This is a genomic window from Candidatus Flexicrinis affinis (assembly GCA_016716525.1).
Lineage (GTDB): Bacteria > Chloroflexota > Anaerolineae > Aggregatilineales > Phototrophicaceae > Flexicrinis > Flexicrinis affinis.
Genome location: JADJWE010000001.1, coordinates 152,302 through 167,918 on the forward strand (window position 1 = coordinate 152,302; position 15,617 = coordinate 167,918).

At 61.1% G+C, this 15,617-nt stretch carries 10 protein-coding genes; 5 read left to right on the plus strand and 5 right to left on the minus strand.

Annotated features, from left to right (window positions below):
- Window positions 1-85 precede the first annotated feature (85 nt).
- Together IPM16_00580 and IPM16_00585 are read right to left on the minus strand one after the other, a co-directional pair.
- Entirely contained in the window at window positions 86-1,174 is a 1,089-nt protein-coding gene (locus IPM16_00580; GenBank protein ID MBK9121603.1) for an AI-2E family transporter, read from the minus strand.
- 66 nt (window positions 1,175-1,240) lie between these two features.
- On the minus strand, window positions 1,241-1,660 hold the full coding sequence (locus IPM16_00585) for a response regulator (protein MBK9121604.1): 420 nt from the start codon (window positions 1,658-1,660) through the stop codon (window positions 1,241-1,243).
- A 275-nt stretch (window positions 1,661-1,935) separates the two neighbouring features.
- Here IPM16_00585 and IPM16_00590 point away from each other — a divergent pair, with 275 nt between their 5' ends.
- A complete protein-coding gene (locus tag IPM16_00590) occupies window positions 1,936-2,148 on the plus strand; it encodes a CsbD family protein (GenBank protein MBK9121605.1) in 213 nt (70 codons plus the stop codon).
- A gap of 73 nt (window positions 2,149-2,221) precedes the next feature.
- On the opposite strand, the gene IPM16_00595 is transcribed toward IPM16_00590, so the two are convergent.
- The 3 genes from IPM16_00595 to IPM16_00605 all read right to left on the minus strand — a co-directional run bounded on the left by IPM16_00595 (window position 2,222) and on the right by IPM16_00605 (window position 7,462).
- A complete protein-coding gene (locus tag IPM16_00595) occupies window positions 2,222-3,952 on the minus strand; it encodes a hypothetical protein (protein ID MBK9121606.1) in 1,731 nt (576 codons plus the stop codon).
- A 134-nt stretch (window positions 3,953-4,086) separates the two neighbouring features.
- Window positions 4,087-6,411: a beta-galactosidase gene (locus IPM16_00600; protein MBK9121607.1), complete on the minus strand. Its 2,325-nt coding sequence runs from the start codon at window positions 6,409-6,411 to the stop codon at window positions 4,087-4,089.
- A 61-nt stretch (window positions 6,412-6,472) separates the two neighbouring features.
- Window positions 6,473-7,462 carry a LacI family DNA-binding transcriptional regulator gene (locus IPM16_00605; GenBank protein ID MBK9121608.1) on the minus strand — a complete coding sequence of 330 codons (990 nt, stop codon included), beginning with the start codon at window positions 7,460-7,462 and terminating at the stop codon, window positions 6,473-6,475.
- Between the two features lie 288 nt (window positions 7,463-7,750).
- Here IPM16_00605 and IPM16_00610 point away from each other — a divergent pair, with 288 nt between their 5' ends.
- The 4 genes from IPM16_00610 (at window position 7,751) to IPM16_00625 (ending at window position 15,612) form a co-directional block, all read left to right on the plus strand.
- Window positions 7,751-10,162: a glycosyl transferase family 36 gene (locus tag IPM16_00610; protein ID MBK9121609.1), complete on the plus strand. Its 2,412-nt coding sequence runs from the start codon at window positions 7,751-7,753 to the stop codon at window positions 10,160-10,162.
- 60 nt (window positions 10,163-10,222) lie between these two features.
- Entirely contained in the window at window positions 10,223-11,566 is a 1,344-nt protein-coding gene (locus tag IPM16_00615; GenBank protein ID MBK9121610.1) for an extracellular solute-binding protein, read from the plus strand.
- Between the two features lie 172 nt (window positions 11,567-11,738).
- The gene (locus IPM16_00620) at window positions 11,739-14,711 is read left to right on the plus strand and encodes an extracellular solute-binding protein (protein MBK9121611.1); all 2,973 of its coding nucleotides are present in this window, start codon (window positions 11,739-11,741) and stop codon (window positions 14,709-14,711) included.
- On the plus strand, window positions 14,701-15,612 hold the full coding sequence (locus tag IPM16_00625) for a sugar ABC transporter permease (protein MBK9121612.1): 912 nt from the start codon (window positions 14,701-14,703) through the stop codon (window positions 15,610-15,612). Before IPM16_00620 ends, IPM16_00625 begins: the two co-directional genes overlap by 11 nt.
- The last annotated feature ends 5 nt before the right edge of the window (window positions 15,613-15,617 follow it).

Below are 15,617 nucleotides of genomic sequence, written 5' to 3' on the forward strand. Positions count from 1 at the left end.
CGAATGTTGAAGACCTGCTATTGAGCCGTGTAACGCACGGTGAGCGATGAACTTTGGCAGTTTCTCATCACTCGCAACTTCATGCTTAGTCGGCGGGTTCTCGCAATAACGGAATTCCGCCTTCGACGCGTGTGGGGACGACACTCGCCTTACGGGGCTCGAGGATCAGGTACTTGACGAGGATCGACACCGTGCCGGCGACGGGAATCGCCAGCAGTGCGCCGACAACCCCGCCCAGCGTGAACCCCATCGACACGAACACGACCACCAACAGCGGGTCGAAGTCGGCGCTTTGCGACATCAGGCGCGGCGTAAGCCAATAATTCTCGACCTGCTGCAGTAGGAACGTCACGGCGAGAACGATCAGCGCGTCGCTGGGCGAGCTCAACAGCGCCACGAATGTAGAGACCAGTACGCCGATTAGCCCGCCGACGATCGGTATGGCGGTGGCGACGGCATAGAAGAAACTGATCGTCGCGGCGTTGGGTATTTGCAGCAAGGTCAGTGCGACAAAGCAGATAACTCCAACAATCACGGATACCAGCGCGACCGAACGCACATAGCCGCCGAGCACGGTCTCGATCTCGTTGAGAATCGCCTCCACTTGCGGTCGTCGGCTGAGCGGAGTGAGCTCGATCAGGAACTGCTCGGCGCGTTCTCGGGTGCTCATCCAGTACAGGCCCATCGCGATAATCAGTACGAATTCGCCGATGAAGCCGGTTGCACCGCCCAACAGGGACGGCGCCGTGATGCGGATCTGGCGCAGCACGTCGGCGACGGTCTCGCGAATACTGTCACTGTCGATTCCCATTTCAAAGTCAGTGCCGGTGAGCTGCCCGGCCCGAATTTCGATCCAGTTCATCGCCCAGATTATGCGATTGGCGAGCCTGTCTTCGTTGGTCAAGTACCCCGTGAACTGATTGATAACCGGCGGCAGAACAAGCACCAGAACGATGAATGTGGCGACGGCTAGGCCGCCATATACGATCAGTACAGCCGCGTTCTGCGGTATGCCCAGCTTCTTCAATCGAAGCACCGGCTTGCGAAGGGCAGAGGCGACGACGATCGCGACCAATACGCTGACCCATACGTTGAGCGTCATCGCCACAACGGCGGCGATACCCACCGCCGCCAAGACGGCGAGCGTACCTTTGAAGATTTGCGCGAGAGTCATCGCTCGACATCCTTTACATGACCCGGCTGACGCGGGTTCAGATAGACGTGCTGCTCAACGTTAGTCTTATCCGACGTCCGGTTTGACGACTGCGGCTTCGAGGCAGCGCGTCAGTGCATCGACTGCCAGCGGTTTCGCAAGAATGTCCTTGACCGCTAGCCTGTGGGCGGCTGCTTCGTCCTCGACGGAGTCGAGCAAGAACACGACCGGCGGGAGCCCCGACTTGCCGTACCGAACCTGCAGCCTGCGCACAAACGCGGTGCCGTCCGTATCCGGGTTGCGAAAGTCGCCGATCAGTACGTCGGGCATCGCTGCGTTTTCGAGCAAGCCAAGCGCTTCGTCGGCGTTCTGCGGCGCGTATACCGTGTGGCCGCAGGACTCCAGCGTCGCCGCTACTGCCGCTAAGTCGGCGGCGTCATCGCTCACGACCATCACGACGAATTTGCGACTCTTGTCGTCTTTCGATCCAAACAGACCGTTCAACACTGCCCTGCCTCCGTGACCGCATCACGCCGGCGTGTCTGCAAGCGTGATGGCTTCCTGATTCTCATCGACAGGGAGTATACGCACGTCAATGGGTGTTCAGAGGTGCTGTAGGGTGGAGTTGTGCATAGGCCAAGTGGGGGGTATGACGTGCAAATGGGACGCCTGACCCATTCCCATTGCGATCTTGTGGGCCATCAACGCGGCGCGTCATCCGCATATCCTAGACGTGTATGCTGCGGCATGCACCATCAATCTAAGAAACGGAGAAAACGACAATGGACGGTTTCTGGGATCGTATCGCCGGTAAGTGGCAGCAGTTCAAGGGTGACGTGCGCGCCAAGTGGGGTGCACTCACAGACGACGATCTGGAAGAGATCAAGGGCAACCGCGACAAGCTCGTCGGCAAGATCCGCGAGCGCTACGGGATCGCCAAGGACGAAGTCGAACGCCAGATCAGCGAGTGGGAGCACGCGTACCGCAGCAGCTAACAACCGCTGACCGGACACGGGCTTTCAGATAGGCCTTACCGGGGCCGTCTCTCGACAGGGGGACGGCCCCTTTCTATTGCCCGCGAACCCGCGCCAGATACGCCGGCGTGATGGCGTAATCGCCCGTGCTTTCGATGAAGCCCATCGCATCCAGCCCAAACTGGACGCGCGGGTGAGACATGAACCACTCCCAGACCGCGCCGTCCTGCCAATTGGCGATCATGAGCAGGATGTCGCCTTGGTCGATGCCGATGTGTTCGTGCGAGTACCAGTCCTCGTCGGCGTTGATGGCACTCACGAAGCCGTACTTGCCCCACACACGCGAACCATAGACGCGCAGCATCGCCCGCATGCCCTCGAGCGCGATCTCGGGTGTGAACGGCAGACATGCCACCGAGGCGTACGGCGCGATCGTCCCGTTGTGGTTGCCCTCAGCAGCGCCAAACGCACGGTAGCCGAACGGGCCGTCGGAGGCGCTCAGTCCCCAGACGCCGTCCCGATAAGTCTGGTAGCGGTCGCTGCGGTCGATTGTGAACTGCCGGTTCCGCTCGCAGGCGCGCACCGTGTTGTTCCAGTAGTTCGCATACGCGTCCTCTTTGTCGCGTAGGTCCGCGAACGCCAGCGGGTATTGATAGACGAACAGCGGCTCGCCCGGCAGATAGATGTACTCGCCTTCGAGGTTGACTGGCCGCCTCCACGACTCCCACGCGGATGCAGGAATCGGGTGGGTGGGCGAGCCGAGCGCCAACACATAGAGGATCAGGCTCTCGTCGAAGTGATCCCACGATGCGCTGAGGAAACCGTTCTCCGGAAACCAGCCCATACGCGGCACGGTTGCGCCGGCCGCCATCCAGTCCCATTCGACGTTCTCATACAGCGTGTCTGCCAGCCGCTGCACATCTGTGCCCTCGAAATACTGCCCGGCTACCAGCGCGCCGGCCACCAGCAGCGCGGTATCGATAGACGACAACTCGCTGTTACAGCGCCGCTGCCCGGTCTCAACATCGACGAAGTGATAGAAGAAGCCGTGCTCGCCCTGCACGCCGCCGCTGACAAACGTATCCAGGGTGACGCGTGCGCGTTCGTATCCTTCGTCGCGTGTGATCCAACCCCGTTCGATAGCGACGGGGATAGCGGCGAGGCCGAAACCGACCGATGCGATGCTCGCCGACGAATTCACGGTGTTGCGGTCTCGAATGAGGCCGGTGCGCGGCGATGCTTCGTGCCAGAAGAAGTCGAACGTCTTCCGTGCGACGGCATCCACCAACGCGGCATCATCCATCGCCAGAAGCGCCTCGGCCTCCTGCTGGTAGAGCGCCTCGATCTCCGGACCATCCGGGGCGTTCTCCATCTCGAGGACGATGTTCCCTAGATAGAACGGCTCGGTCAATGGCGGCTTTGCCCCGTTGTCTTCCTGATGGAAGAAGGCGACGTACATGACATACGCGCGGTCCTCGCGCGCTTCACGGAGCGCCGGGACAAGCGGAAACGTTACCTTGATCCAACCGTTCGTGCCGTCCGCGATGCCGAATTGACCGCCTACCCACGTCCATCCCGACGTCACGTCTCCCAGACCGAGGAAGAAGGTGTTGGGGTTGAGCGCGTTCTCCGGCGGCAAATAGACATTCAGGACGACTTCTCCGTGCAGTGCCCATCCGCCCAGCTCATCGCCGCGTACAGGGTAGGCGAGCTTCGTTTCGTCGCTGCTGCCGCCCGGCGTAATCCTCAGCGCGGGTTCGCCGTTGACGTCACCGATGTCAAATGTCGTCCCGGTGCCATCGTCGTCAAGACGGTTGATCTTCATCGCTGCCCATGCCTCCCATACTTGCCCATCGGTCTGTGCTGAAACGATTGCTCCGCCCGTGACAACGCACGCAAGACACAGAATCAGAAGGCGCACGACTCGCATTGGCTAGACCCTCGCGCTTGCGGATAGGATCACTGTTCGTCGGGTCCGCGTATCAACTCGATCACGCCGTGGCCCACGCGGACCTTCACCCGCCGGCCGCCTGCCGGTTCAGTGTCAAGCGATGGTGCGCAGTGGTATCCGGCGAGGCTGAGCTCGGCAACCGCATCGTCGCGCGCCGTCCGCAGCAGCACTCGCGCTCCGTCGTCGGCAACCTCGACCACTTCGGAGGTCAGGTAGTGCACCACAATGCCGGGCCTGACTTGCCACTCGATCGGCAGCACCGCGCCGTGCCGTGCCGGAAGCGAGACGGCATTCCCGCCCAGTAGCGGCGTGCCGGCGGAGCTGATGACCGTCTCGACCGGGTCGTCGCGATAGTTGTTTACGAAGAGGAAGCTGCCGCGCTCGCCTGTCGACAGCCGCACGTCCGCCCATTCGCTCATGCTGAACGCAGGCGCGCACCCGACGCGGTTCGCCATCTGATTTACGATGTCGATATCTTCGAGCGTGTTGGCCGGCAGCGCCGCACCGAACAGCATGACACGTCCATCCCCGACTCGTTTGAAGACCCCGACCGGATCGCCGTCCGCCGACGTCGCGAAAACCTCGTCGAAGTCACCCCCGTACGTCTCGACAAACGATGCGGGGACGTCTGGGTAGTCGAAGGCCTGGATCGTGACCCGCGTGAATGGCGGATCGCTGTAGATGCCGTTGATCCCGATCGCATCCTTCAGGATCGTGCACGGCTCGTGGTCGAACGTCTCCTCGCAGAGCCGGCCCGCGATCACCAGCGTGCCGCCCTGCCGGACATAATCGGCGAGAGACTGCTGGACATCGGCGTCGCACTGTTTTTCCATCATCACCCATAAGACGGGCGTCTGCTTGGCATCCAGCGCCGTGCGCGCCAGTTCGACGGCCTCGAACGGCCGGTGCGTGAGCGCTAGCCCGCGCGCCAAAAAGTCGAACAGGACGGTATCGCGCTGGTGGGTGAGGATGTCGGTCGCGGGCTTGGTGAATGCGTTGTCGATCTCGGTCATGAACTGGTCGAGTACATAACCGATGGTTGCCACGGTTGCCGGGCGGGAGCGCACCAGATCGTCGCCGTAGGCCGAGAGCATGCGCGACAGTTTCGGATAGCGGTGATAGTGCGCCCGCAGCGAACCATCTTTGCGCACCGGATGCCCCCAGTCATGGCGCTTGACCGGCGAAAGCACCGGATCGTTTTCGCCGTCAAAGAACAGGTAATGGTTGATCGCGCGCATCCCGCACGAGATGCACAAGCGGCTGTGCAGGTCATAGAACGACGCCTGCTCGCCGCTGAAGTCCTGATTTCCGCCGGCCTTGAACTCGATCGAAAAGAGCGCCTGCTGCGGATTCTGCACCGCTTTAGTCATCTCGTTGACGAGCAACAGTTGATGGTAATTGCCCTCGCCGATGGATCTGGGGTAGACGTCGGTGGCGCTCACCATGCCGTCAATCGCCATGGCGTCGATGAGCTGCGAGATGCCAATCGGGAATGTCTTGCCGCCGTTGGCAAAGCCGTGGATGTTCAGCACCGGCGGGACATCCATGCCATAGTGCTTCGCCCGTGTCCACAGGTGCGCCTTATACTCGCGAAGGTACCCACGATAGAACCGGCGGTAGTCTTCGAGGACCGGTACCGCGTGCGGCAGCTTGGGATCATTGAGCTGCTCGTGCAGCAAACCCGCGAGGTCGGCGGCGGGGTAGCGCACTGAAAGACCGTCGCCATAGCGCCGGCGCAGGTCTGCAGCGAACCGCGCGATCGTGTCGGGGTTGATGTCGACGATGTTGCGCACCCACTGGATCATGCCCATTTCGTTGTCGAGCTGGATGAGCAGGATGTTCCCGCCGTGCGTTACCTGACGCGGCGTCAGGACGTCGAATACGGCGCGGTACCACCCTTCGACAGCGGCGAGAAAGTCGGGATGCATGTAACTGGCGACGTTTTCGGTCTTGCCGCCTTGCGAGACGAACGCCGCCTGCGGGAATCGCTCGAACACCCACGGCGGGATGCCCTCGTTGATCGTCTCGGCCATGATGTACGGGCCGGGGCGCGCGATGACGTACAGTCCCATCTCGGTTGCGAGGTCTATGAACCCGGCGAGGTCGCGCATGGGATGGGTGTGGCCGTCGAGATCGGATACGTCCGGTGCCGGTTGGTGCCACAGCCACGGGATATACATCGCGACGGCGTTGAAACCGGCTTGTTGCAGCAGCCCTAGACGATGCGCCCACTGATCGGCCGGAGTGCGGTAATAGTGGAACTCGCCGGCATGAATCAAGATGGGGTGATCGTTAAGCCAGAACTGACCGTCGCGAACGTCAAACGAACTCATTTCGATCCACCTTTCGCCACCTAAACCGCCAGTCTGCCGGGCGTGGTTCGGACGTCCTTTGTCATGGCAGGTCTCGTGCATGGACTGCCCGCGTGGACGACTGCCGTGCCACAAACCGTGTCGCAATACGATGCGGTTCGAACGGCGTACCGTGTTCGAGGAAGTCGATCAGCCGCCGGATAGCCGTCGCGCCCCACTCGAATCGGGATGTCCCGATGGTCGAGATCGCCGGCTGGAAGTAGCGCGACAGGGGGATGTCGTCGAACCCAACGACCGCGATATCATCCGGGGCAGTGAGGCCGCGGTCCTTCATGGCGCGCAGAAAACCGATCGCCATCTGATCGTTGGCACAGAAGACGGCTTCGGGAATGCTGCCGGATTCTAGGATCGCCTCGGCCGCTTCATAGCCCGACACTTCCGTGAAGTTCCCTTCATATACCGGCACGTCGAGCCCGTGTTGCTGCGCTTCCGACAAGAAGGTCACCATGCGCTCTGCGTTGTCGAACGAATCCATGGCGCCGGTAACGAAGGCCAGCTTCCGATAGCCGTCGCGATAGATGTGGTCGAACGCCTCGCGGACGCCCTGCGCGTTGTCGAGCAGCACGGGCAGAACGAAGTCGTTTTGCAGATTGCGATCCAGTACCACGATCGGAAATCGTTTTGACGCCAGTTTCAGGATCATGCCGTCGGTGATCTTGGGGTCGAACACGACGGCACCGTCCACTTGCCGGTGCATCAGAATACGGCGGGTCGAGCGGCTTTCCGGGCAGACGAGCAGTTCGTAATCCGTCTCGAGCGTAAAGCCGTGAATCCCCTCGAGAATCTCCTCGTAGAACGCGCCGCCGAACCGCGCAATAAAAACGCCGATCGTGTTGGTCTTGCGGCGCTTCAAGTGCCGCGCGAACGCGTTGGGGTGGTAGTTGAGTTCTTCCGCGACGGCCAGCACGCGCTTCCGCGTGGCTTCGCTAATGTTGCCGGTGTCGTTCAGGGCATACGAAGCGGTCGTGACGCTGACCTCTGCGCGTTTTGCCACATCTCGAATAGTGGTCATCGAAGACTCGCCCTTCCCCACGTCATTTCGCAAAGGCGGCTGGTTGTCGGCGGACGGGGCCTCGCGGGCAGTTGCCGGAGGTGTTGATGTTTCCCGTAGGGACGACCAGTTTGGCGCCCGGCGATCGATTGGCAGTAGGCCGGCATCTCACCCAAATTTGTTGACAGCACCGATCAAGTATGTTACATCTATCCGAAGTGAAACGTTTCACTCTCATGGGTGGGAGTGTAACCAAAAGCGGAAAAAACGCAAATGCGCGCTTTCCGCACAAATGGTTTTTGAGATCAAATGAAGAAACTGTTCGAGAGCAGTTACGGGTATTTTTCGGAAGACGGCCGTGAGTACGTGATCGCGACGCCGTACACGCCGCGCCCATGGGGCAACGTCATCAGCAACGGCGATTACGCCATGATGGTGTCGCAGACAGGCTCGGGGTACAGCTGGCGCAACAATGCCGGCCAAAACCGCATTACGCGGTCGTTCCAAGACCTGATTCGGGACAACTGGGGCAAGTACCTCTATATCCGCGACCTCCAGCGCAATACCTTCTGGTCGGCCACCTTCAAGCCGGTGATGCACCCGTTCGAGCGCTTTGAGGTCGCGCATGGCATCGGCTATTCGCGCTTTACCCAGCAGATCGAAGACATCGAAAGCGTCCTCACCGTGTTTGTGGCCGCGGATGCCCCGGTCGAGTTCATGCAGCTCAAGCTCACCAATCTCAGCGGGGAGGCGCGCGAGCTGGACGTGACGACGTATGCCGAGTGGCTTCTCGGTTTTGCGCCGGACGAACACCGCGAGTTCCACAAGTTGTTCATCGAGACGAGCGCCGACACGGGTCAGCGTGCCGTGTTCGCGCGCAAGTGCCTGTGGGGTTTTCCCGACGACAAGGGCCGGCACAACAACATCGACTGGCCGTATACCGCGTTTATGGCCTCCAGCGAGCCGCTCAAGTCCTTCGACTGCGACAAAGAGTCGTTTCTCGGCCTCCTCAACAATGACGATCGTCCGGACGCCATGCGTCGTCCGACTCTGGCCGGACGCACGGGACGTTTCGGCGATGCGATCGCCGCGCTGCAGGTGGCGGTGGCGCTCGCGCCGGGCGAGTCGAAAACGGTGGTCTTCACGCTGGGCGCGGCGGAGGATGGCCGCGAGGACGCCGGCGACTTGATCCGGCGCTATACGTCGGTCGCGCGAAGTGAAGAAGCGCTCGAGGCAGTCGGAGCGATGTGGTCGCGCTTCATCGACGCCGAGCGCGTCGAAACGCCTGACGACGCGTTGAACCTGATGACCAACGTCTGGCTGAAGTATCAGTCGATCTCGTGCCGCCTGTGGGGCAAGTCGGCGCTTTATCAGGTCTCCGCCGGGTATGGGTTCCGCGACCAGCTTCAGGACAGCCTGATCTTCCTCGTCGGCGAGCCGGACTACGCCCGCAAACAGCTCCTGCTGCACGCGGCGCACCAGTTCGTCGAAGGCGATGTGTATCACTGGTGGTTCGCGATTCGCGGCGGCGGACCGCGCACCAACTGCTCGGACGATCTGCTGTGGCTGCCGTTCATCTTGCACTCGTATCTGATGGAGACGGCCGACAACTCGATCCTCGATGAGATGGCCCCGTATCTGAATGGACCGGCCGAGCCGATCTACGATCACTGCAAGCGGGCCATCGAACGGTCGTTCTCGCGCTTCTCGCCGCGCGGCGTGCCGCTCATGGGCGATCATGACTGGAACGACGGGTTGAGCGCCGTCGGGACGCTACTGAAGGGCGAGAGCTTCTGGGTGGCCGAGTTTTTGTACATGATCCTCGGCAACTTCATCCCGATCGCGCGGCAGCGCGGCGACGAACGTTTCGCGCGCCGCTGCGCGGTCGTGCGCGACAGCTTGAAATCGGCACTGAACTGCCACGGATGGGACGGCGAGTGGTACCTGATGGCCACCACTGATGACGGCCTGACGCTCGGCTCGCGCGAGAACGAGGAAGGCAAGATCTTCCTGATGCCGAATATCTGGGCCGTCATCAGCGGCGCAGCGGACGACGACCGCGCACAAACCGCGATGTCGTCGGTTACCACGTATCTGCTCAAGGATTATGGCACACTGCTCAACTTTCCGGCCTTTACTCAGCCCCGGCCTGACATCGGTTACGTTACGCGCTATGCACCCGGACTGCGCGAGAACGGCGGGGTATACACGCACGCGGCGACGTGGTCGGTGTGGGCCTATACGCTGGCCGGCCAACCCGAACTAGCCTACGAGGCGTACCGCCGCATCTGCCCGCCCAACCGCGCCGCCGACATCGAGACCTATAAGGCGGAACCCTACGTCACACCCGGCAACATCGACGGACCGCTCTCCGAGTACTACGGGCGCGGCGGGTGGACGTGGTACACGGGCTCGTCTCAGTGGCTGCACCGCATGGCGACCCACTGGATTCTAGGCGTGCGGCCACAGGCCGACGGCTTGCTGGTCGATCCGTCGATCCCGGCGGCGTGGGACGGATTCAAGGTCACGCGCCGGTTTCGCGGGGCAACGTACGCAATTGAGGTCGACAATCCGCAGCATGTCAGCCGCGGAATCACCTCGGTGACGGTTGATGGACAGCCGGCCGCGACGACGCTCCTTCCTGTATTTGCGGACGGCAAGACCCACGCAGTGAAGATCGTGATGGGCGCAGCGCCCGGAAAGGATGTATCCGCCCCCTAGAGATGATTTGAAGTTTCAAGCCATTGCACTGCCGAAGGCGATTGCATAGGAGATGAAGTAATGAAACCGTTGACCAGACTCATGACTATAGGCCTCCTTCTCGTGCTGACGGTCGGGATCATCGCGCCTGCGAGCGCGCAGGGTACGACTATCCGGTATGCCAACTGGAACCTCGGCACCGAAGAGGAAAACAATATCCAGCGCCAACTGGTTGCCGCCTACGTGGCAGCGCATCCCGACGTCACCATCGAGTTCGTCGACATGTCCGGCGATGGCCGCTGGGACGAGAAGCTGACCAATCTGGCCGCGAGAGGCGAGCTGCCGGATGTCTTCATGGCCGACAATGCGCCGTACTATGTCCAGAACGACTGGGCGGCAGACTTGGCCGAGATGGTCGCGGACGACGCTGACTGGGCGTCCGTCCCCGATGTCTTGAAATCCGCCGTGACGTACTCCGATCGCGTGTTGGGGCTGCCCAGCGCGCAGTTCATCATGGGGTACTTCGTGAATCAGGACTTGTTTGAAGCCGCAAATCTGGACGCCCCGCAGTATGGCGTATCGGTTGAGGAATTCGTCGATGCCGTGACCGCCGTGACCGACGTGCAGCAAGGCCAGCTCGGCTTGGATGAGATGGAGCCGATCCTCGGCTGGTATCCGAGCACGCAGGACAGCGCACTGGGGTGGTTCGGCTATGACGGGACGCACATGAGCTACAACTCGACGGCCTTCAAGGCGGCTGTCGATGCGTCGTTGAACCTGATATCGCACACGTGGCAGGGCCTCTCGGAAGAACAGAAGACGGCATTTGCCTCGGTTGGCCCGTGGGAGCTGTTCCTCAATCAAGAAGCGGGTGTGCGGTGGGACGGCGGCTGGGCGGTACAAGGCTTCAGCCAGAACGCGACGTTCAACTGGGACTTCGTCGGCATCCCCGGCGGCAATCAGGCGATGGTCACCGACATCCTCGTCGTTTCGGCGACGGCTGCCGACATGGCCGCTGCGTATGACTTCGCCAAGTGGATGTCGTTCTCTGCCGAGGGGTACGCCGCAGAGGCCGAAATCGCGACCGCTGCCGGCAGCGTGCCGACCCGGATGCCGGTGTCCGTCACCTCGGAGACCATCGACCTCTATATGTCCTTCGTAGGCGACAAGCCGGGCATCCGGCAGGCGCTCGAGAACCTTGACAACAGCCTCGTCGAATCGCTGGCGAAGATCGTCCCGGGTTATATCAACGCCCGCTGGGAAGGCAAGCCGGGCATCGACATCGGCGAGAACCTGGACGTCAATATGTGGTTCATGTTCGCCAACCTGTCGTCTGGCAACTACAAGTACGAGGACTACTCCGCGCAGTTAGAGGACTTCGCCAATAACCTGATGGACGAAGCCCGCGCACAACTGGACAACTAGGCTAGCAGGTGCCGCAAGAGGAGGGTCGACGCCGAATGCCAAATCCTCCTCTTGTGGCAATATGGGCAAAATGTTGGATCATTCACACAGACGTCGGTGCAACCCCGGAACGAGTGAGGCCGGCTTCTGGACACGACCGTAAAATAACCATAGTTTCTGCTGAAGAGCACTTATGAGGTGCGTTCGCCACAAGCATGAGCGTCACACGGCTGTCCGAAACGGCGTGAAACGCGCGCGGACGGGCATTCAGTGGACAAGAGTCGCCGCGCTTGCGCTGATTGCGACCCTTCTGACAGCGTGTGCGCCCCAGCCGCCCGGCCCTCAAGTGACCTCTCAACCCCCCGGCATTTCGCAAGCCGTGTCCGACGCGTCTGCGCAGCAGGCGGATGCTCCTTCGCAGCCTGCAATCGAGATCGCCGCAGATACGTTCGACCTGCAGCCGGCTCAGGGTGAGATCGCCGACCGCTATGACAAGCCGAGCGTCTTCCTGCGTTCGGGAGAATCAATACAGTTCGACGTCAATGTTCCCGAGCCGGGCGAATTCACGATCGCGTTCGACGTCGCCACACCTGCGTCGTCTGGGAGGCCCGAAGGTCAGCTGCGTATCGATGGGGTGTTCCCGATCGCAGATCTGCAGCGCGTGATCTTTCCCGTCTTCTACCGCAACAGCAGCGATGTCTTTCCCACCGATCGTTACGGGAACGACGTGCTCATCCGACAAGCGCGCGACGAACGCTGGACGAATACCCCTGCGCGTGATGTGAACTTCAGCCATCCGTACCCGATTCGCGTGAACCTGTCCGCCGGCACGCATCGCTTCGAGTTCACGCTGTCCACCGGCGAGCTGGTATTGGGCAGCATCTACCTGCGGCCGTTTCGACCGTACCCGAACTACACCGCGTATCTAGCCGCCCATCAGGCACAGGTCGCATCCGGCGTTGCGGTGACACTCGAAGCCGAACTGCCCAACTACAAGAACGACACGTCGGTGCGTCCGGTCAGCGATCGCAACCTTGCCGTAACACCGTACGATACGTATCGCCTGTTGCTCAATACGCTTGGCGGCGAGAGTTGGGACATCAGTGGTACGGCGGTCTACTACGAGGTGCAAGTCCCGGCGTCCGGCCTCTATGAGATCGCGCTGCGCGCGATGCAGAACACCCGCAGCAACTTCACGGTGTTCCGCCGCATCACGGTCAATGGCCAAGTGCCGTTCGCGGAACTGAACGCCGTCCCGTTTCCCTATTCGGCGGGCTGGGAAAACATCCCACTGGGCGGCAGCACGCCGTACCGGGTCTACCTGCACGAAGGCGTCAACGTACTGGGCGTCGAGGCGACCAATTCGCCTTACCTGACGGCGATCGAGACGATTCAGGAGTCGCTGCTTTCGATCAACACGCTTGCGCTGGAGATCAAGCGACTGACAGGGAACCAGCGCGATCCGTTTAAGGAATGGGTGATCTCCGACTACATCCCTGACATCGAGGCACGCCTGAACGCGATTGCCCAGCGGCTGATCGATGACAAAGACACGCTTTTGGCAATCGATCCCAGCGGCGCTTCGCCGGAAGTCCTCATGTATCAGGTGGCGATCGACAACTTGCTGTTCCTCGCCGCCGACCCGGACAAGGTGCCAGTGCTCCTCGGCAGGTTCTCGGAAGGTACCGGTTCTGCCGCTCAGCAACTTGGTTCGCTGCTGCCGCTTCTGCAAGATCAACCGCTCGCGCTGGACAAGATCTACGTCTACGCGCCCGACTCCCCTCCGGAAACCCCCGGTGTCGCATTCACTACCAACATCGGCGAGGAGATCAAGCGGTTCGCGCACTCGTTCCAGCCCGATCCGTATCAGTCGATCGGCGCGGCCGACGACGAGCTTGAAGTGTGGGTCAACCGACCCCGCCAGTACGTCAACCTCCTACAGACGATGGCGGATTCGTCGTTTACGACGGTCACCGGAATCCGGGTCAAATTCTCGATCATGCCGGACGAGTCGAAGCTGATCCTCGCCAACGCGGCAGGCATACAGCCGGACGTGGCGCTGGGCGTCAGCACGGATAAGCCGTATGAACTGGCGATCCGCAACGCGCTCTATGACCTGCGCACATTCCCGGATTTCGACTCGTTCATCAGCATCTACTCGCCCGGCGCGCTGCTTGGCTACATCGTCAACGATTCGGTGTATGCCATCCCCGAGACGCAAGACTTCTGGGTGACGTTCTATCGCCGCGACATTCTCGAGTCGCTCGGAATTCCGGTGCCGGATACGTGGGACGAAGTCCTCGAGATCCTGCCGGAGCTGCAGCGCTACGGCATGAACTACAACACGCCGCTCTCTACCGGCGCAGGGCAAAAAGGCTACCTGCTCACCGCGCCCTACCTGTTCAACTATGGGGCCGAGCTGTACAGCGAGGACGGGTTCGCTACCGGGCTGCAAAGCGAGGAAGCGGTCGCCGCTGTCAAATTCATGGCCGAGAGCTTCACCATCTACGGCATGCCGCTGACCACCGTCAGCTTCTATCAAGATTTCCGCTACGGCACGCTGCCGCTCGGCATTTCCAACGCCGAGAGCTACAACAAGCTGACCACGGCCGCGCCCGAGATCGGCGGCTTGTGGGGCATCGATCTATACCCGGCTACGGTGCTGCCCGACGGCACACAAAACCGCTACGCCACCGGCTCGGCGCAGACCAGCATCATGTTCGCCAACACCGACAAAGCGGACGAAGGCTGGCAGTTTCTGAAGTGGTGGATGTCGACCGAAACACAGACCGAGTTTCAGGAGCAGTTGATCTTGAGCTACGGCCGCGAGTACGTGTGGTTCTCCGCCAATCTGGAGGCGTTCGCCCAGCTTGACATTCCCGCCGAACACAAGGCCGTAATTCTGGAGCAGTGGCAGTGGCTGCAAGAGCCGGTGCGTTTGCCGGGCAGCTACATGCAGGAACGCGAGCTGAGCAACGTCTGGAACCGCATCGTGTTCGATGGCGACAACCCGCGTGTAGCCATCGATCGCTCGATCACTGTTATCAACCGCGAGATCGCGCGCAAGATGGAGGAGTTCGGCTACTTGCTGAACGGCGAGCCGGTGCGCGAGTTCAAGATACCGACGATCGATACGGTCAGGAGCTGGATGAATCATGGAGAGTAGGGGCGTGATCCGCGACTGGCTGAAGAAGGAAGGCAGCGCGTACGCGTTCCTGTCCGGGTACGCTGTGCTTTTCATCGTGTTTATCGTCGTCCCGGTAATCGCTGCAGTCCTGCTTTCGTTCACGTTCTTCGACGCCATCCAGACACCACGCTTTGTCGGGCTGGGCAACTACATCGCCCTCCTGACGCAGGACGACACATTCATGAAGTACGTCCTGCCCAATACGATCCAGTTTGCCGTGCTGGTCGGGCCCGGCGGCTACTCGCTTGCGTTTCTGCTCGCTTGGATGCTCGCCCAACTGCCCAAGATTCCCCGGACGATACTGGCGGTGATCCTCTACTCGCCGTCGATGACTGCCGCGGTCGCAATGGCCGTCGTTTGGAAGGCGCTCTTTAGCGGAGATCAGACCGGGTATTTGAACAGTTTTTTGATGAGTATGGGCTTGCTCACCGAGCCGATTCAGTGGCTGCAGTCGCCCCAGCACCTTATGACGATCATGATTATCGTCACGCTTTGGAGCAGCATGGGCATCGGCTTTTTGGCGATGCTGGCCGGTATCCTCGAGATCAGCCCGGAGCTGTACGAGGCGGCCGCCATTGACGGCATGAGCAGCCGGTTGCAGGAGATCTTCTACATCACGATTCCGTCGATGAAGCCGCAGATGCTGTTCGGTGCCGTAATGGCGCTTGTCGGAACCTTTCAAGCCGGCGCCATCGGAGTCACGCTCTCCGGCACCAATCCGACGCCTCAGTACGCCGGCCAATTGATCGTCAACCACATCGAGGACTACGGATTTCTGCGCTACGAGATGGGCTATGCGGCCGCCGTTTCGGTGGTTCTGCTGTTGATGGTGCTGTTCTTTACCCGGCTGGCGACGCGCCTGTTCGCCAGTGATACGTGAGTGGC